This window comes from Enterobacter sp. SCRI0065 (genome assembly GCF_059766475.1).
The window spans coordinates 211,487-228,907 of the sequence record NZ_JCBAJB010000005.1 but is presented as its reverse complement, the minus strand read 5'-3'; the positions used below and the strand labels follow the sequence as shown (position 1 = coordinate 228,907).

Sequence of the window (17,421 nt, the reverse complement as noted above, 5' to 3'; positions counted from 1 at the left end):
CTGATGATGCGCTTATTACTCATGCTGTTGCTGGCACCCGGATTCGCTTTTTCGGCACCTCTCGTGCCGCCGCCGGGCTTTGCCAAAATCCTGGCGAAAACGGTGAGCGGGAAATGCATCGCCTTGCCCGCTCCGTATACCGGGAGCCTGAATTTCCCCAGTAAATATGAAGGCTCGGATAGCGCTCGCGCGACCCTGAATCCAGAAGCAGAACAGGCATTTCGCGCGCAGACAAAGCAGATTGTCGATTTCGAACGCGGGATATCGACGATGGTCTGGCGCTATAAGCGAAGTGGCGATCCTGCCACATTAACCTGCTTACTACGCGGCTATCGCGACTGGGCAAAAGCAGGAGCGCTAACCTCAACGCAAACCAACCATACCGGGCGTTCGATGCGCAAATGGGCACTGGCGACGCTCGCCACCGGCTGGCTGGAGCTGAAGTTTATGCCTCGGTCGATGCCAGGTGACACGGCTGACATCGATCGCTGGCTTTCCCTGCTGGCTGACCAGGTGGTGAAGGACTGGGACGGACTGGCTCTGTCTAAAACGAATAACCACAGTTACTGGGCTGCGTGGTCGGTCATGGCAACATCCGTAGCGGTAAATCGCCAGGATTTATTTGACTGGTCTTTAAAGGAATACCGCATTGCGGCGGGGCAAATCGAAGCCGATGGCACGTTGCCTAACGAACGACAACGCCGACAGCGCGCCACTGCCTATCATAACTATGCTTTGCAGCCGCTGGTGATGATCGCCAGTTTCGCACAGGCGAATAACAAAGATCTGATGCAGGAAAACAACCATGCTCTGATTAGGCTGGCGCGTTACGTGTTACAACACGACAAATCGCATCTGGAGTGGCTGGAACCTTATTGTACGCTGATAAAATGTGACAACGTCACTATTACGCTTCGTGATAACAGTCGACCACTGTCAAATCGACGTCTCGGTGGAGATCTCACCGTGCTATACGGCAATCAATAATGAGAAATAATAGCCGGGCTTTCACCCGGCATAGACTTTAGTTCAGCTTGTAGTCCAGCGTAATTTCCGCCTTCAGGACCTGCGATACCGGGCAACCCGCTTTCGCTTTCTGAATGATGCCGTCAAACTGCTGTGGCTCAATGCCCGGTACGGTGACCTTACTTTGCAGCGCGATTTTGGTTATCGCAAAGCCGCCATCGGTTTTGTCCAGCGACACGTCCGCAGTGGTATCGATAGAATCCGCAGTGTACCCAGCCTCACCCAGCATCAGGGACAGCGCCATCGAAAAACAGGCTGCATGCGCGGCACCTATTAGCTCTTCCGGGTTAGTCCCTTTTTCGCCTTCAAAACGGGTATTAAAGCCGTAAGGTTGCTGGTTCAGGACGCCGCTTTCGGTAGATACCGTGCCTTTACCCTTTTTAATATCACCAGACCAATGTGCCGAACCGTGTTTATGAATCGTCATTCTTGCTCTCCTTTTGGCTTACAAAGGATTAAGTATAGAACGTGGATCCGGGGATGGGAGGAAGACAGAGAAGTCTTAGTCCATCACGCGGTGAGTGACGCCATATCAATCACAAAACGATATTTCACATCGCTTTTGAGCATTCTTTCAAATGCGTCATTAATCTCGGCCATCTTGATCACCTCAACGTCTGACGTAATACCGTGCTCACCGCAGAAATCGAGCATCTCCTGGGTTTCGGCAATTCCCCCAATGCAGGAACCAGCAATGGATTTACGGCCAATAATCATTGGAACCGTGTTCACTGGCGGGTTATCTCCCAGGAAACCCACAAACACCAGCGTCCCGTCCAGCGTTAACGTCGACATATAAGGGTCGATATCATGAACGTACGGCACCGTGTCGATGATCAGGTTGAACTGATTAGCGACGGATACCATCTGATTATCGTCCGTTGAATAGACAATCCGGTCAGCCCCTAAACGTCGGGCGTCGGCCTCTTTGCCGGGCGAGCGCGTGAATAGCGTCACTTCAGCCCCCAGACCGTGAGCCAGTTTAATGGCCATATGACCAAGCCCACCTAGCCCAATGACTGCAACCTTGCTGCCCTTACCAATATTCCAGTGACGCAGCGGCGACCAGGTGGTGATACCGGCGCACAACAGCGGTGCGGCGCTTTTCAGGTCCATATTTTGCGGAATGCGCAGCACGAAATCTTCGCTGGCAACGATGGTTTGAGAATATCCACCGTAGGTAGGCCGTTGGTCAAAACGGTCATGACCGTTATAGGTTTGAATATTCCCTTCTTCGCAATACTGCTCAAGGCCCTGCTGACAGGGATGACATTCGCGGCAGGAATCCACCATACAGCCGATACCCACCAGGTCATCCGCTTTGAATTTAGTGACACTGTCACCAATTGATTTTACACGGCCAATGATTTCATGGCCTGGTACGATGGGATATTCGCTAAATCCCCAGTCGTTTCGAGCCTGATGGAGATCGGAATGGCAGACACCGCAGTACAGGATTTCGATAACCACGTCATCAGGACGCGGCTCGCGGCGCTCAAAGTTGAACGGTGCCAGTGGAGCCGTTGGCGTTTTTGCTGCATAACCCAAAACTTTCATCTCTCAACCTCACATGATGGTGCTGCACAGAAGACCCCCAACCTACTGGAGCCCTTCCACGCTGACTATGGATAAAAGTGGAATAGCGTAATGAGCGTAGCTCATTAATCAGGTGAGGCTTCGGACAAGTTCGTCGAGGAACACGCGTTGCGCGGCAGGCTGAAAATCGCGTGACTGGTAAATTCCATAGATTGCCAGCGGCTTAGGCGTCAGTACAGGCAACACGCAGACGAGCAAGCCGCTATCAATTGCCGATTGCGCTTCACTCTCCGGGAGCATTGCGATGCCACAGTGGTTGATGGCCGCCTCCAGCAATAGCGCAGAAATGCTGGCGCTGAGGTTTCCACTTACCGCCACCGAGACCATTTCGCCCCCGGTCGTGAGAAAATTCCACGACTGCCCGGCAAAAAAGCTGTAATGCAAACAGTTGTGTTGCGCCAACTCTTCCAGCGTTTGCGGGGTACCGTTGATGTCGAGGTATCCAGGCGATGCGCAGAGCACCGAGCGGCACTCTCCCAGGCGACGGGCAATCATCCCCGGTTCCGGGTTATCCGTAATGCGGATCGCCACATCGATACGTTCACCCACCAGACTCACAGGATGGTTATTCACATCCATTTCCACCCGAAGCGCGGGATAACGTGCCAGAAAAGCGGGCAGGACGGGAGCCACAATTTGCATCGCGGTGAAATGCGCGCAAGCTACGCGCAGCGTGCCTGTGGGAGTGTCTTTCGATGACTGGTCCTCAATTTCCTGCGACAGTCGCGACAAATTTCGGGTTTTTTGTAGCACCTGTTCCCCGGCTGATGTCAGAGTCAGCTTGCGCGTCGAACGATGGATCAGCCGGGTTCCCGCCCACTTTTCCATCTGCTCCAGGTAGCGACTCACCATAGGCCGCGAGATCCCAAGCGCCCGGGCGGCCGCACTTAAACTCCCCAATTCACATATTCGGTTATAGACCTGGGCTGCGATAACGCGATCCATTCCTGCGACTCCATCTGCTCGATTTATGAAACTAAGCATGTCTTGTTTCAGGAATTCTGGCAAATGAAGAGATCCGTACAATAGAGACTTTCCTAAAACAGAGACATTATGATGAAGCTTACTCGCCTTGCCCTGCTCACTTCCCTTTTCACTCCTGCCGTTTTTGCCGCGCCGCTGGCCCTGGACACCTATAACCCACAGGACAAAGGCATTTTTGCCGTTTCGTCAACGCTGGTTTCCGGGCCAAAAGAAGCTGTGCTCTTTGATGCTCAATTCAGCGTGAAAGAGGGTGAAGCGCTGGTTGATAAAATTCGTCGCAGCGGCAAAACGTTAAATAAAATTGTGATTACCTCCGGAGATCCTGATTTCTACTTTGGTCTGCAACCGCTGGTTAAAGCCTTCCCGAATGCAAAAGTGGTAGCGACTCAGCACGTGGTTGACCATATCAAAGAAACCAAAGATGCCAAACTGGCCTTCTGGGGCCCACAGATGAAAGACGGTGCGCCAACGAAACTGATTGTCCCGCAGGTTATCGCTTCAACGACGTTTATGGTGGATGGCGAGAAAATCGAAATTAAACAGCCTGACAGCTACGCCGCTTACGTCTGGGTTCCTTCTGCAAAAGCCATCCTGGGCGGGACCGGCGTGTCGTGGGGCATCCACCTCTGGACTGCCGATACGCAGACCAAAGAGAGCCGTCAGCAGTGGTTGACTACGCTTGATGAGATGTCGGCCCTCAATCCTGAGCGCGTCATTCCTGGGCACTACCTTGGGACACCACCCGCTGGTCTTGACGCTGTGAATTTCACCCGCACCTATTTACAGCAGTTTGAACAGGCGCTGGCGGAAAATAAAAGCTCCGCACAGGTGATTACCGCGATGAAAAAGCAGTGGCCAGACCTGGCAGAAGAGAGTTCGCTGGAGCTGAGTGCCAAAGTCAATACCGGCGAAATGAAGTGGTAAAACGCTAATTCCCCCCTGCTATATTTAATATATTTATAGCAGGGGAAATATGAATAACCCCGAACCTGACAAGGATGAATAAAAAGAGTTAATTATGATATTTTTATTTCCAGGATGAATCTGAACCACAGCGGAATAAATATTTGCCATTGTGAATGCGAATTACAATTTGTAAACCGGAACATTACACAGATAACGACACGGAGGCAGCATGTTTACTCATTACTCAGCAAATACTCATTCCGCACAACCGGCCCTGGTAAACGCTATTGAACAAGGCTTACGCGCAGAACATGGCGCGGTCACTGAAGATGACATTTTGATGGAACTCACCCGCTGGGTAGAAGCCTCTGACAATGACATCCTCAGTGATATTTATCAGCAGACAATTAACTACGTCGTGAGTGGTCAACATACTCCCCTGTAAAAACCTGCTATGCTGGATCGGCAACCTAAGGGGTACATTTCGTTTGCGAAAGCAAACTTGTCCTTAAAACTATCAACAGGATTGAGGCGTCATATGAAATCGAACCGTAAGGCACGTCATATTTTGGGATTGAACTACAAGCTCTCTAATCAGCGTAAGGTGGTGATTGAGGGCAGCAATGAAACCGTAGTGACCCATGCGTCCGGCAGAAAACGCCACGCAGACAAATAAGATCCCGCGTACGACTGACGACACCATCGGCAAAACCGATGGTGTTTTTGTTTGTGCGTTGAGGTAATTCATATTCACCTCCTTTATAATACCAGCCGACCCAACTCCCTGGCAGTAAGCCAGAAAGATGACAAATGACAGTGCCAGGGACGGATACCCAAAAATCGAGTGAGTAACATGGACAATAACGCCAAGAAACATCGTTCCCTTTACATCCCGTACGCTGGCCCGGTTCTGCTGGAGTTCCCGCTGCTGAACAAAGGCAGCGCTTTCAGCATGGAAGAGCGCGGAAGCTTTAACCTCCTCGGTCTGCTTCCCGAAGTGGTTGAGACCATTGAAGAACAAGCGGAACGCGCGTGGATCCAGTACCAGGGTTTCAAAACCGAGATAGACAAACACATCTACCTGCGCAACATCCAGGACACTAACGAAACCCTCTTCTACCGACTGGTACAAAATCATCTCGAAGAGATGATGCCGGTTATCTATACCCCTACGGTAGGTGCCGCCTGCGAACGTTTCTCCGAAATTTATCGTCGTTCGCGCGGGGTCTTTATCTCCTATCAGAATCGTCACAACATGGACGATATCCTGCAAAACGTGCCGAACCACAATATCAAAGTGATCGTGGTAACCGACGGTGAGCGTATTTTGGGTCTGGGCGACCAGGGCATTGGTGGTATGGGGATCCCTATTGGAAAACTGTCACTCTACACCGCCTGCGGCGGCATTAGCCCGGCGTACACCCTGCCGGTGGTGCTGGATGTCGGGACTAACAACCAGCAGTTGCTGACCGACCCGCTGTATATGGGATGGCGTCACCCGCGTATTACCGATGATGAGTATTACCAGTTTGTTGATGACTTTATCCAGGCGGTAAAACAACGCTGGCCGGACGTACTTCTGCAGTTCGAAGACTTTGCGCAGAAAAACGCCATGCCGCTGCTTAACCGCTACCGTGACGACATTTGCTCCTTTAACGACGATATTCAGGGTACCGCAGCCGTCACCGCCGGTACGCTTATTGCCGCCAGTCGCGCTGCTGGAAGCCAACTGAGCTACCAGAAGATTGTCTTCCTGGGTGCAGGTTCTGCCGGTTGCGGGATCGCCGAGCAGATCATTGCGCAAACCCAGCGCGAAGGTTTAAGCGAGGAGCTGGCTCGTTCTCGCGTGTTCATGGTTGACCGCTTCGGCCTGCTGACCGACGCCATGCCAAATCTGCTGCCGTTCCAGAACAAGCTGGTGCAAAAGCGCGACAACCTGAAAAATTGGGATACCGATAACGAAGTGCTCTCCCTGCTCGACGTGGTGCGCAACGTTAAGCCCGATATTCTGATTGGCGTTTCTGGACAAACCGGCCTGTTCACCGAAGAAATTATTCGCGAGATGCATAAGCATTGCGAACGCCCGATCGTTATGCCGCTGTCTAACCCCACCTCTCGTGTCGAAGCCACGCCCCAGGACATCATCGCCTGGACCGAAGGCAACGCGCTGGTTGCTACCGGCAGCCCGTTCGATCCGGTTATCTGGAAAGACAAGCTCTACCCGATTGCGCAGTGCAACAACTCGTACATCTTCCCGGGAATTGGCCTGGGCGTGATTGCCTCTGGTGCAAAACGTATCACCGACGAAATGCTGATGTCCGCGAGTGAAACGCTGGCAAAACATTCACCGCTGGTGAACAACGGCGAAGGGCTGGTTCTGCCCGAGTTAAAGGATATCCATAAGGTTTCTCGCGCGATTGCCTTTGCGGTCGGGAAGATGGCGCAGCAGCAAGGTGTTGCGGTGAAAACCTCCGCCGACGCGCTGCAACAAGCTATTGATGAGAACTTCTGGATGCCGGAGTACCGCAGCTACCGCCGCACCTCGATTTAAACGTAAAAAGGCAACGAAAGTTGCCTTTTTTAATGTTCCCGTTACACTCTCAGAATACATTAACCAACTGAATATATAAGGAGGACTCTTATGCTGTACTGTGAAATTTTCAATTTTTCACATACTTTAGGCGATCGCATCGACTCAAGCGTTATCGGTATCGTGCTGCGATAACTTCTGCTTGAGCGAAGACAACTTATCCTGATTCCCTTCCCTCAGGCTTACTGAGTTATCGTCAGCGATGTTTGACGAGGCATTCCCATGCCTGTAACTCTTGAGTAAGCAACAAATGAGCACATTACTAACTGCACAATCTCTCCGTGTTGATACTGCGTTTGGAACGCTTTTCGACTCGCTCTCTTTTACCCTGAAGAAAGGTGACCGCATTGGTCTGCTGGGCGATAACGGCTGCGGTAAAAGCACCCTGCTGAAAGTCCTGGATGGTACCGACTCACCCGCCGTCGGCTCGGTAGCCTTAGCCGGGCACTGCCTGATGGCCCGCATTGAACAGCATCTGCCTGAGTCCGTTTTCCCGCTCACCATGCTGGATGCCGTACTGACTCAACTCCCCCTCGCCGAACGCGAAAGCCTTCGCTGGAAAGCTGAAACGCTGCTCGCGGGAATGGGCTTTAGCCCGCAGGATACTGGTCTGCAAACGGCCACCTTAAGCGGCGGGCAACACACGCGTTTACTGCTTGCCCGCGCGCTCGTTAACGATCCCGATCTGCTGTTGCTGGACGAACCGAGTAACCACCTCGATCTTCCTACCATGCTGTGGCTGGAGCAGTTTTTGCAGTCCTGGTCCGGCAGCTTTGTGCTGGTGTCCCACGACAGGCAGTTGTTAGATGTGGTTACCAATAAAAGCTGGATTCTGCGCGATAAAACCTTGCATGACTTCGCGCTTCCCTGCACCGCGGCGCGCCGTGCGCTGGCGGCAAAAGACGAGAGCGATGCCCTGCGGCACAAAGCCGAACAAAAAGAGATCGATCGCGTTGCGGCCAGTGCCAAAAGACTGGCAACCTGGGGCAAGGTTTACGACAACGAAGATCTGGCCCGCAAAGCCAAACAGATGGAAAAACAGGTCGATCGCCTGAAGGAGAGTCAGACCTACCTCACGGCGGGAAGCCAGTGGACGTTAACTCTGCGCGGTGATGCGCTGCGAGCCGATCGTCTGCTGGAAATGGACGCACTTGCCGTGCCGCCAGCACCGGGCCTGCCTGCGCTCTTTTGCGTGGACATGGCGAGACTCAAAAGCGGCGACCGGGTAGCGATTGTCGGACACAACGGCTGCGGAAAATCATCTTTAATGAAGCTAATCTGGCAGCAATTTACGGCCGAACAACACGCAGGTGAACTGAAAATCCATCCCCGCGTCACGCTCGGCTACTATGACCAGACGTTGCGTCAACTACCGGATGATGCTTCGCTGCTCGACGCGCTCGAGCCCTTTGCACCCAACCCGCAGGATCGCAAAATGGCGTTGATTAGTTCGGGCTTTCCCTGGGCACGGCACGGGCAAAAAGTCAGTGTCCTGAGCGGCGGCGAACGCTCGCGCCTGCTATTTGTGGGGCTGACGCTGGCACGCTATAGCCTGTTGATGCTCGACGAACCCACCAACCACCTGGATATGGAAGGCAAAGAGGCATTAGCCCACACGCTGAATCAGTTCGAAGGCGGCGTGCTGTTGGTGAGTCACGACCGGCAGTTAATTAGCCAAAGCTGTAATCGGTTCTGGCTGGTTGAAAACGGCATGCTGACAGAATGGCATGATGCTGAAGCGGTGTTTGATCGCCTACGAGACAAGAGCGGACTGACACATTCCGTCACGCCGTTATCTGTCGCCAGCGCTGGGCACCGGGAAAGCGACGATATCCTTGAAAGACTGGTCACTCTGGAAACACTGCTGGCTGAGGATTTGGCACGCAAACCAAAGCATCAAAAACGCCAGCTTCAGGCGCAATGGCAGGATGAAATTAAGGCCTTAGAAGCGCAACTGTAAGCCTGAGCCCGTCGGTGTAAATCGTCGGGCTTTTTCGTTGTCTTTTTGCCACATACTTTGTATGGATTAATCTCATTATTTCCGCAATAAATGTTCATAAAGACGATGAAATTATTACATTATGTTGCAGTCGCCTTGCATAAGTGATTCAAACAACTAATTCTAAAGGAGTAGAACACCTGCTGTGCAGAATCTCATCATGAACATGGAGAAACATATGAAAGCTGCTGTTGTCACTCAGGACCATCAGGTCAATGTCACCGAAAAAACGCTACGTTCTCTGGAACATGGCGAAGCGTTACTGTCAATGGAATGCTGCGGCGTTTGCCATACCGATCTTCACGTCAAGAACGGTGATTTTGGTGACAAAACCGGGGTTATATTGGGCCATGAAGGGATTGGGATCGTAAAATCAATCGGCCCGGGTGTTAAATCACTTAAAGTGGGCGATCGCGCCAGCGTCGCCTGGTTTTTCGAAGGTTGCGGTCACTGCGAATACTGCAACGCCGGCAACGAGACGCTCTGCCGCGATGTGAAGAACGCTGGATATTCCGTGGATGGCGGCATGGCTGAAGAGTGTATTGTCGTTGCAGACTACGCGGTGAAAGTGCCGGATGGCCTGGAATCCGCTGCTGCCAGCAGTATTACCTGCGCTGGCGTCACGACTTATAAAGCGGTGAAAATCTCTCACATCAAGCCAGGCCAATGGATTGCCATTTATGGTCTGGGCGGTTTGGGTAATCTTGCGCTGCAATACGCAAAAAACGTCTTTAATGCCAAAGTGATTGCTATTGACGTCAATGACGAACAGTTAAAACTGGCCGCCGAGATGGGAGCCGATTTAACCGTTAACTCTCGCACAGAAGACGCCGCGAAAGTGATTCAGGAAAAAACCGGTGGCGCGCATGCCGCTGTGGTCACTGCGGTGGCAAAAGCGGCATTCAACTCAGCGGTAGATGCCGTACGTGCAGGTGGACGCGTGGTGGCGGTCGGTCTTCCGCCAGAGTCAATGAGCCTGGACATCCCGCGTCTGGTGCTTGATGGTATTCAGGTGGTCGGTTCGCTGGTGGGAACACGTCAGGATCTGATTGAAGCTTTCCAGTTTGCAGCCGAAGGCAAAGTGGTTCCAAAAGTTACGATGCGCCCGATGGAAGACATCAATGCCATCTTTAAAGAGATGGAGCAAGGACAGATCCGCGGTCGTATGGTTATCGATCTGCGCTCTTAAACCTGTATGGCCCTTTCCGATCATGGAGAGGGCTTCACGTCACGTTGCACTACGTCTGTCGGTTATCCAGTCCTGAACCTCAATCAAAAAGGTGTCCGGCGCTTTTCGGTACATCTTGCGTGCCAGATCGAGAATAGTATGGCGGCCTAACTCCTCTTCCATACGCTGCTGCGCGCTATCCATCACTGAACGCACCCCGCACGGCCCGTCACACACCCAGGCTGGCGGAGTCTCATCAAACACCGCCAGACGCTGACGCACTTCCCGACACTCAAACATATTTTTCTCACCGTCGATGGCATGTGCCACGTCCAGCACGGTAATCAGCTCGGCGGGCCGCGCAAGCTTAAACCCACCGCCCTTGCCTTCCGTACTGCTCACCAGTCCGGCGCGTGACAGACGCGTGAAGATTTTACCCAGGTAATCGTATGGCACGCCCTGTAAGGCAGCCATCTCCCTGACGCTCATTTCACGCTCGTTACCCTTAGCATCCACCATACACATCAGGCTATGAATGCCATATTCCACACCGGAACTGTAAAAAGCCATGGTTAACTCCGAAATCAATAATCGTGGTTATTATAGCCAGGTTACCGAAAAGAGAAACAGCCAAAAAGATACGCAGTTGTAACCCACTATTTTTATTGCAGTTACGATCATCATTCCGCGCAAACTCAGAAAGAAGTTGTCGTAGTTAACTCCGACAAGTATAGTTGCAGTTATGTCAGACACAAAGCCTGGCGATCAAAAGGAACGAAGATGAAAAAGCAAATTTTAATTGTGGGTAGTGGTTTTTCCGGCATGTGGGCAGCGGTCAGTGCGGCACGCCTGGCAGAACTGAATCAGTGTGATGACCTGTGTATTACGGTACTGTCCCCGAAACCCGAGCTGCGGGTTCGACCACGTTTTTATGAGGAAAAAGTATCAGGCTTTGTCGCCCCTCTGAGTGCGTTATTTGCTGAGCTGGATATCACCTATATTGCAGGCAGCGCAGAACGTATTGACACAAAAGAGAAAATCGTTTGGTACCGCGATAAATCCGGCAACACGACCTCTGCGAGCTTTGAACGTCTGATCCTCGCGACAGGCAGCCAGACTAAACGCCCATCGATAGCGGGCCTGGCAGAATTTGCCTTCGATATCGACCAGATTGAATCTGCACAGGTATTTGAAAACCACCTCGATGCGCTGACGACGCAGCCATCAACGCCTGCTCGTAACACCGTTGTCGTCTGCGGTGGGGGTTTTACTGGTATTGAACTGGCCACCGAACTCCCTGCCCGACTTCGCGCCCGTTTCGGCGATGATACCAGGATTAAAGTTATCGTAGTTGAGCGTGGTGCAGTGAAGGGTGGCCGCTACAGCGAAGCCCTGCGCAGCGTGATTGAAGAGGCCAGCAACGAGTTAGGCATTGAGTGGCGTCTGAACAGCGAAATCGAAGCGATTGACGCCAGCGGCGTGACCTTGAAAAATGGTGAGCGTATCGAATCCTCATCGGTAGTCTGGACAGCGGGCGTGGAAGCGCACTCTCTGACGGGACAGATTGATGGCGAACGCGACGGTCAGGCACGTCTGCGGGTGAACGCGCTTTTACAAGTTCCAGCGCATCCAGAGGTGTATGCTACCGGCGATACGGCTCACGCCAAAACCGATGACCTGGGTAATACGGCACTGATGACCTGCCAGCACGCTATTCAACTGGGTAAATTTGCCGGGCACAACGCCGCCGCAAGCCTGCTGAACGTTGAGCCTTACCCATATCGCCAGGTTAACTACGTCACCTGTCTGGATCTGGGGGCCTGGGGCGCGGTTTATACCGAAGGCTGGGAACAGGACGTCAAATCCGTACGTGCAGAAGCAAAGAAAATCAAAATTGCCATCACCAACGAACTGATTTATCCCCCTGCAGCAGATCGCGCGGTGGCCTTTGCGGCGGCCGATCCGCTGGCGAAGTTTGTTTAACAGACAGGTTTACCGCCCATAGCTGGTCAGGCTAACGCATTGTCGTTGGCCTGACCTCTTTTGGCCTTCTTGTGGCCGTACATCAGCAGCGACGACATCGCCGCAAATGAAAGAAGTGCCGCTGGCAGAGTCACGTAGCTCCAGCTATAGCCAAGCGTGATCATCATTCCTCCGAACCAGGCACCAATTGCGCTCCCCAGATTAAACGCGACCTGACCACCCGCCGCCCCCAACAGCTCTCCGCCTTTCGCATTCTGTAATAACATGATTTGTAAAGGTGCTGACAGCGCGAACAAACCCATACAGCAGATGAAACCCATCATTAGCGATGCCGGCTTGTACTGTCCGAAGGTGAATAACAGCAACAGCGACAGCACAATCACCAGATTGGTGGTTGCCGCTATTCGCAGCGGGCTGTACCGCCCGGAGAGTTTTCCGCTGAGCATATTGCCGAGCACCATTCCCAGCCCCATCAGCATCATGATCGCCGTCATGAAGACTTCTGAAAACCCGGAGACATTCACCATGAATGGCTTAACGAAGCTAAACCAGGCGAATACTCCCGCATTACCAAACATCGTCGCTGCGAAGATAAGCCACGGTTCGGGCCGCTTTAAAAAATGGAATTGTTCGGCAAGTCTGGTATTAGCTTTATCGTAAAGGTTGGGTACCCAGAGGATAATCGCCAGAATCACCAGCGCATCAAACGCGGCGATCATAAAGAAGGTATAGCGCCAGCTATATTCATGCCCAAGCCAGGTCCCCAATGGAACGCCCAGCAGGTTGGCCACCGTCATCCCGGCGATCATCCCGGCTACGGCTAAGGTCACTTTCCCCGGCGGCGCAATTTTAGAGAGGATTATCGCCCCCACGCCAAAAAATGCCCCATGCGGAAAACCAGAAACCAGTCGCCCTATCGCCAGCATGGTATAGGACGTCGAGAAGGTAAAAATAGCGTTACCCGCTACGCACAGCGCTACCAGGAAAAGCAGAATAGTTTTTAAGGAGAACTTGCTGGAAAAGAGCGCAATAATCGGTGCGCCAATCACCACGCCAAAAGCGTAAAACGAAATCATATTCCCGGCCGACGGGATCGTAATCCCCGTATCCTGCGCGAGTTCGGTCAGGACGCCCATGATACCGAATTCAGCCATCCCCAGGCCAAAGGTCCCTAACGCCAACGAAAAAACGGTCTTCTTCATTCCACAACCACTTGTTAAAAATTTGCAACAGGCATTATTGACCAATCTGGTATGGTGAGCCAGTTCGAACTCACCTTCTGACCCATTCATCCATTATTTCGACTTGAGTTGTGTATATGCTTAGCCCATCACCAGGATCCCGAGGCGCTCCATTATTTGCGACACCTGATAGCTGTCTATTTTAACGCCCTGTAAATCAGTGCGGCGAACGTCAAGATCGCCCAGTTCGGAATTAGTGAGGTCGCAATGGGTAAAATTGGCCGCTCGCCAGTCAAAGGAAGAAAACTCGCCGCCGGAGAGATCGGACCCGCTAAAGCTCGCACCAAGGATATTCGCTCCGTTCCAGCGGTTTTCCCACAACTCGCATTTCTCCAGGACCACTTTAGAAAAGTTCGCATAGCTGAGATTGGATTTCGTGATGTAAGCACTGCAAAACCAGGTACGCGAGGTGATCATATTCATAAAGCTGGCACCACGAAAGTCCGCGCCCTGCGCCCGGCAATCGCGGATTTCGATACCCAGCGCGCTGGCGTTGCGAAAATCAGCCATCGATAAATCGCAGCTTTTGAAGGCGGCATCTTTTAATACGGCGCGGCTAAAATTGCCACCCTGCTGGCTCTCGCGATCGTAAAACTGACAGCCCACAAACTCGGTATCGGTCAGATCCGCACCTGAAAAATCACAGTTATAAAACGCGCTATTCTCAATTTTTGCGCCGGTAAACCGGCTACGGTCAATTTTCTCGCCGTTCAATGTCAGCATTATTGCATCACCTGTTTATTTATACAGTATCGCGGAATTCTAACCCGAACGCCGCCGCTACGACATCAAAAATTTCCCACGAAGTTTAAGGGGGCCAATTACACTTCAATATGTTACCTCCATCCACGATACGAGCGTTGCTATGGGAAATTCAAAAAAAGCTAAAACTTCTGCTGAGAAGGTGATTTACGTTCCGCTCAAGCAGAAGGAGTATGAAAAGGAGTTACGCCGTCTTCATGTGGAGCTGGTTAAGCTCCAGCAGTGGGTCGTTAGCAAAGGGCTCAAGGTATGCATCGTTTTTGAAGGACGAGATGGTGCGGGCAAAGGCGGCACGATCAAAGCCATTACCGAGCGTGTCAGTCCTCGCGTTTTTCGCGTTGTCGCGCTACCCGCGCCAACCGACAAAGAAAAAAGCCAGCTCTACTTCCAGCGCTACGTGCCTCATCTCCCTTCTGCCGGCGAAATCGTTATTTTCGATCGCAGCTGGTACAACCGAGCGGGCGTTGAGCGAGTGATGGGTTTTTGCACATCCGATGAGGTCAATAAGTTCCTGGACGGTGCCCCCATTATCGAGAAGGCGATGGTCGATGCCGGTATCATCTTGATAAAGTACTGGCTCGAAGTCACACCGAAAGAGCAGGAACGCCGCCTGCACGACCGCATCAACGATGGACGCAAAACCTGGAAGCTTTCCCCAATGGATATAAAATCCTTCAAGCTGTGGGATGAATATACCGTCGCGCGCGATGCCATGTTTGCCTCTACCGATAGTGCCTGGGCCCCCTGGTTTGTCGCGCGTTCAGAGGATAAAAAACGCGTACGGCTCAACGTCATTTCGCATCTGCTTGCGCAAATACCTTATAAATCACTGCCAGTCGAGCCGGTGAAATTACCAAAACGTAAAGTGGGTAAAGTGAAACCAACCGATTATCCGTTCCGCTATATTCAGGAGCGATTTTAATAAGACGTTTTTTTGTAACTTACATTCCCCACTGGAATGATGCTCGCATTTTTTATATTACCAGGGGGAACGGTATTGTTTTTTATTGGAGAGTATTGATAATGCGTGCACCAACACAGGAGGTGAAATGTGAAAACACAAAGTGTTACCAATCGCAAGGCAGAGCAGCCGATGGCAGGCGCACTGCCACGTCCAGAGATATCAACAGAGGAACGAAACCAGCAACGCCAGCGAGATAAAAAATTCATACGAGCTATGAATGAGTTCACAAAGAAAGCAGGTTTATTATCTGATGATCCTTTTTTTGGAGGATTGTGATGGGTTTTCAATTTGATATTTACCGAAATACATCAGACAAAACCCGCGAACTACAGCCTTATTTTATGATTATCCAACATGATTACTATGATGATCTATCAACGAGGCTTATTTTACCCCTGAGTTACTGTCGTCATATTCACGGTCATAATCATGCAGTAACACCATTAGTGAATATTGATTTTCAGAAATTTTTTCTCAATACTCCAGGGATTACGCATGTGGAGAGAAAGAAGTTAAATAATAAGAATTTTGTATGCAATCTTCGAAACGAAAGAAGCTGCATCGTTTCCGCTATTGACGCCTTAATCACCAATACCTGACTCCCGAAATACCCGCACCGAATCAATATCACCATCCGGTGCGGGGGATCTTACAGAGACTTACTTCATCCCTTCGGTACTCTCTTTTTTCGCTTCCATACGTTCAACGTCGCGATACCAGCGCGGGTGGTGTTTTTGCGCCCAGCGGCGGCTCACCTTCCCTTCAACCATGCCCTTAATCGATCCTTTCACCCAGAACGCCATATACATATGGATCAGGATGGCGTGGATCAAAATAATGGCCGACGTCGCATGGATGAGCAGACTGTAGCGAATCACCTGCATCGGGAAATAGTGGGCAAAATACGGACGCCAGATAATAACGCCGGTCACCAGCAGCACAAAAATCATACTCATGATGGTCCAGAACATCATCTTTTGTCCGGCGTTGTATTTGCCGACTTCAGCCACTTTATGCTCGTTCCCTTTCAGGACTTCGACGATCCCTTTCACCCATGGAATATCCTGCTTGTCCGGGATGTTGTGATGCACGAAGCGCACGAACATAAACATCAGCACCACGAAAATCAGCACGCCGAAGAACGGATGCAGAATACGCCCCATCTGCGGGGTGCCGAAGGTCTCGGTCAGCCATTGCAGCGTCGGGAAGAAGAACGAAATCCCGGACACCGCCACCAGGAAGAAGCAAATCACCACTGTCCAGTGACAGGCGCGGTCGATAAACGTCGTGCGCATAATCATCTTCGACTTACTCATGGCGATCTTCCTCGTCATCGTCCACCTCTTTGTTCGGCCCGATACCAATGTAGTGATAAATCAATCCGGCAAAGGTGGCGATAAAGCCCGCGGCGGCAAGCGGCTTAAGCGCCCCTTTCCACAGGTTGATTGAAGTATCAATCGCGGGTTCTTTCGGCAGATTGTGATACAGCTCTGGCCGATCGTTATGGTGCAGCACATACATCACGTGCGTTCCCCCGACGCCCTGTGGGTTGTAAATCCCGGCCTTGTCGTAGCCGCGTGCTTTTAGCTTATCCACACGCTCCTGCGCCACATCCAGCATCTCTTTCTTGGTACCGAAATGAATTGCTCCGGTCGGGCACGTTTTCACGCAGGCAGGTTCCTGACCCACGCTCACACGATCCACGCACAAGGTGCATTTGTAGACCCGGTTATCGTCTTTATTCAGACGCGGGACGTTGAATGGACACCCGGCAATGCAGTAGCCGCAGCCGATGCAGTTGTCCTGCTGGAAATCGACGATACCGTTGGCATACTGAATAATCGCCCCGGCAGACGGACACGCCTTAAGGCACCCGGGATCTTCGCAGTGCATGCAGCCGTCTTTGCGAATTAACCATTCCAGCTTGCCGTTTTGGTCGGTTTCGCTAAAGCGCATCACCGTCCAGGATTTAGCGCTCAGATCCGCTGGGTTGTCGTACACCCCGACGCAATGCCCGACCTCTTGACGGATATCATTCCATTCTGAACAGGCCACCTGGCAGGCTTTGCAACCCACGCAGGAGGAGACATCGATAAGCTTCGCCACTTCTGCCTTATAATCCCGCACGCGGGGCGCGGGGGTTATCGGGTTGGTCGCTGAGCGTTTAATAACGTCTTGTGTTTCCATCGCCATTTAATCGCT

At 51.9% G+C, this 17,421-nt stretch carries 19 protein-coding genes; 11 read left to right on the top strand and 8 right to left on the bottom strand.

Annotated elements, in window-relative coordinates; all coding sequences use genetic code 11:
* Positions 1-3 precede the first annotated feature (3 nt).
* A complete protein-coding gene (locus AC6EMZ_RS15755; RefSeq protein WP_498403529.1) occupies positions 4-987 on the top strand; it encodes a mannuronate-specific alginate lyase in 984 nt (327 codons plus the stop codon).
* A 37-nt stretch (positions 988-1,024) separates the two neighbouring features.
* Here AC6EMZ_RS15755 and AC6EMZ_RS15750 read toward each other — a convergent pair whose 3' ends face one another.
* The 3 genes from AC6EMZ_RS15750 to AC6EMZ_RS15740 form a co-directional block, all read right to left on the bottom strand.
* Positions 1,025-1,453, bottom strand: coding sequence for an OsmC family protein (locus AC6EMZ_RS15750; RefSeq protein ID WP_498403528.1), 429 nt, complete (start codon positions 1,451-1,453; stop codon positions 1,025-1,027).
* Between the two features lie 83 nt (positions 1,454-1,536).
* Entirely contained in the window at positions 1,537-2,583 is a 1,047-nt protein-coding gene (locus AC6EMZ_RS15745; protein WP_498403527.1) for an NAD(P)-dependent alcohol dehydrogenase, read from the bottom strand.
* A 108-nt stretch (positions 2,584-2,691) separates the two neighbouring features.
* Positions 2,692-3,567: a LysR family transcriptional regulator gene (locus AC6EMZ_RS15740; RefSeq protein WP_498403526.1), complete on the bottom strand. Its 876-nt coding sequence runs from the start codon at positions 3,565-3,567 to the stop codon at positions 2,692-2,694.
* A gap of 111 nt (positions 3,568-3,678) precedes the next feature.
* Here AC6EMZ_RS15740 and AC6EMZ_RS15735 point away from each other — a divergent pair, with 111 nt between their 5' ends.
* From AC6EMZ_RS15735 to adhP, 6 genes are all read left to right on the top strand, one after another.
* A complete protein-coding gene (locus AC6EMZ_RS15735; protein ID WP_498403589.1) occupies positions 3,679-4,530 on the top strand; it encodes a Vmh family MBL fold metallo-hydrolase in 852 nt (283 codons plus the stop codon).
* 211 nt (positions 4,531-4,741) lie between these two features.
* The gene (bdm, locus tag AC6EMZ_RS15730) at positions 4,742-4,957 is read left to right on the top strand and encodes a biofilm-dependent modulation protein (protein ID WP_498403525.1); all 216 of its coding nucleotides are present in this window, start codon (positions 4,742-4,744) and stop codon (positions 4,955-4,957) included.
* A gap of 93 nt (positions 4,958-5,050) precedes the next feature.
* The gene (gene sra, locus AC6EMZ_RS15725) at positions 5,051-5,188 is read left to right on the top strand and encodes a stationary-phase-induced ribosome-associated protein (RefSeq protein WP_498403524.1); all 138 of its coding nucleotides are present in this window, start codon (positions 5,051-5,053) and stop codon (positions 5,186-5,188) included.
* A gap of 177 nt (positions 5,189-5,365) precedes the next feature.
* Complete coding sequence (locus AC6EMZ_RS15720) at positions 5,366-7,063, top strand: NAD-dependent malic enzyme (protein ID WP_498403523.1); 1,698 nt, start codon at positions 5,366-5,368, stop codon at positions 7,061-7,063.
* A 289-nt stretch (positions 7,064-7,352) separates the two neighbouring features.
* Complete coding sequence (locus tag AC6EMZ_RS15715) at positions 7,353-9,062, top strand: ABC-F family ATP-binding cassette domain-containing protein (protein ID WP_498403521.1); 1,710 nt, start codon at positions 7,353-7,355, stop codon at positions 9,060-9,062.
* A 217-nt stretch (positions 9,063-9,279) separates the two neighbouring features.
* Positions 9,280-10,290 carry an alcohol dehydrogenase AdhP gene (gene adhP, locus AC6EMZ_RS15710; RefSeq protein WP_498403520.1) on the top strand — a complete coding sequence of 337 codons (1,011 nt, stop codon included), beginning with the start codon at positions 9,280-9,282 and terminating at the stop codon, positions 10,288-10,290.
* 39 nt (positions 10,291-10,329) lie between these two features.
* Here the strand turns inward: adhP and AC6EMZ_RS15705 are convergent, their stop codons facing one another.
* Positions 10,330-10,839 (bottom strand): RrF2 family transcriptional regulator, encoded by a 510-nt coding sequence (locus tag AC6EMZ_RS15705; RefSeq protein WP_498403519.1) that lies wholly within the window; start codon positions 10,837-10,839, stop codon positions 10,330-10,332.
* A 210-nt stretch (positions 10,840-11,049) separates the two neighbouring features.
* Here AC6EMZ_RS15705 and AC6EMZ_RS15700 point away from each other — a divergent pair, with 210 nt between their 5' ends.
* A complete protein-coding gene (locus AC6EMZ_RS15700) occupies positions 11,050-12,252 on the top strand; it encodes an NAD(P)/FAD-dependent oxidoreductase (protein WP_498403518.1) in 1,203 nt (400 codons plus the stop codon).
* A 26-nt stretch (positions 12,253-12,278) separates the two neighbouring features.
* On the opposite strand, the gene araJ is transcribed toward AC6EMZ_RS15700, so the two are convergent.
* Both araJ and AC6EMZ_RS15690 read right to left on the bottom strand, forming a co-directional pair.
* Positions 12,279-13,454, bottom strand: a complete 1,176-nt coding sequence (gene araJ / locus AC6EMZ_RS15695) for an MFS transporter AraJ (protein ID WP_498403516.1) — start codon at positions 13,452-13,454, stop codon at positions 12,279-12,281.
* Between the two features lie 120 nt (positions 13,455-13,574).
* Positions 13,575-14,219, bottom strand: coding sequence for a Qnr family pentapeptide repeat protein (locus tag AC6EMZ_RS15690; protein ID WP_498403588.1), 645 nt, complete (start codon positions 14,217-14,219; stop codon positions 13,575-13,577).
* Positions 14,220-14,358: 139 nt separating this feature from the next.
* Here AC6EMZ_RS15690 and ppk2 point away from each other — a divergent pair, with 139 nt between their 5' ends.
* From ppk2 to AC6EMZ_RS15675, 3 genes are all read left to right on the top strand, one after another.
* Positions 14,359-15,177, top strand: a complete 819-nt coding sequence (gene ppk2 / locus AC6EMZ_RS15685; protein WP_498403515.1) for a polyphosphate kinase 2 — start codon at positions 14,359-14,361, stop codon at positions 15,175-15,177.
* 129 nt (positions 15,178-15,306) lie between these two features.
* Positions 15,307-15,495: a hypothetical protein gene (locus tag AC6EMZ_RS15680; RefSeq protein WP_498403513.1), complete on the top strand. Its 189-nt coding sequence runs from the start codon at positions 15,307-15,309 to the stop codon at positions 15,493-15,495.
* Positions 15,495-15,818, top strand: a complete 324-nt coding sequence (locus AC6EMZ_RS15675; RefSeq protein ID WP_498403512.1) for a CcdB family protein — start codon at positions 15,495-15,497, stop codon at positions 15,816-15,818. Before AC6EMZ_RS15680 ends, AC6EMZ_RS15675 begins: the two co-directional genes overlap by 1 nt.
* 60 nt (positions 15,819-15,878) lie before the next feature.
* Here the strand turns inward: AC6EMZ_RS15675 and fdnI are convergent, their stop codons facing one another.
* Entirely contained in the window at positions 15,879-16,535 is a 657-nt protein-coding gene (fdnI, locus tag AC6EMZ_RS15670) for a formate dehydrogenase-N subunit gamma (protein WP_498403511.1), read from the bottom strand.
* Positions 16,528-17,412, bottom strand: coding sequence for a formate dehydrogenase subunit beta (gene fdxH, locus AC6EMZ_RS15665; RefSeq protein ID WP_498403509.1), 885 nt, complete (start codon positions 17,410-17,412; stop codon positions 16,528-16,530). The genes fdnI and fdxH overlap by 8 nt, the downstream gene beginning before the upstream one ends.
* Positions 17,413-17,421 lie beyond the last annotated feature (9 nt).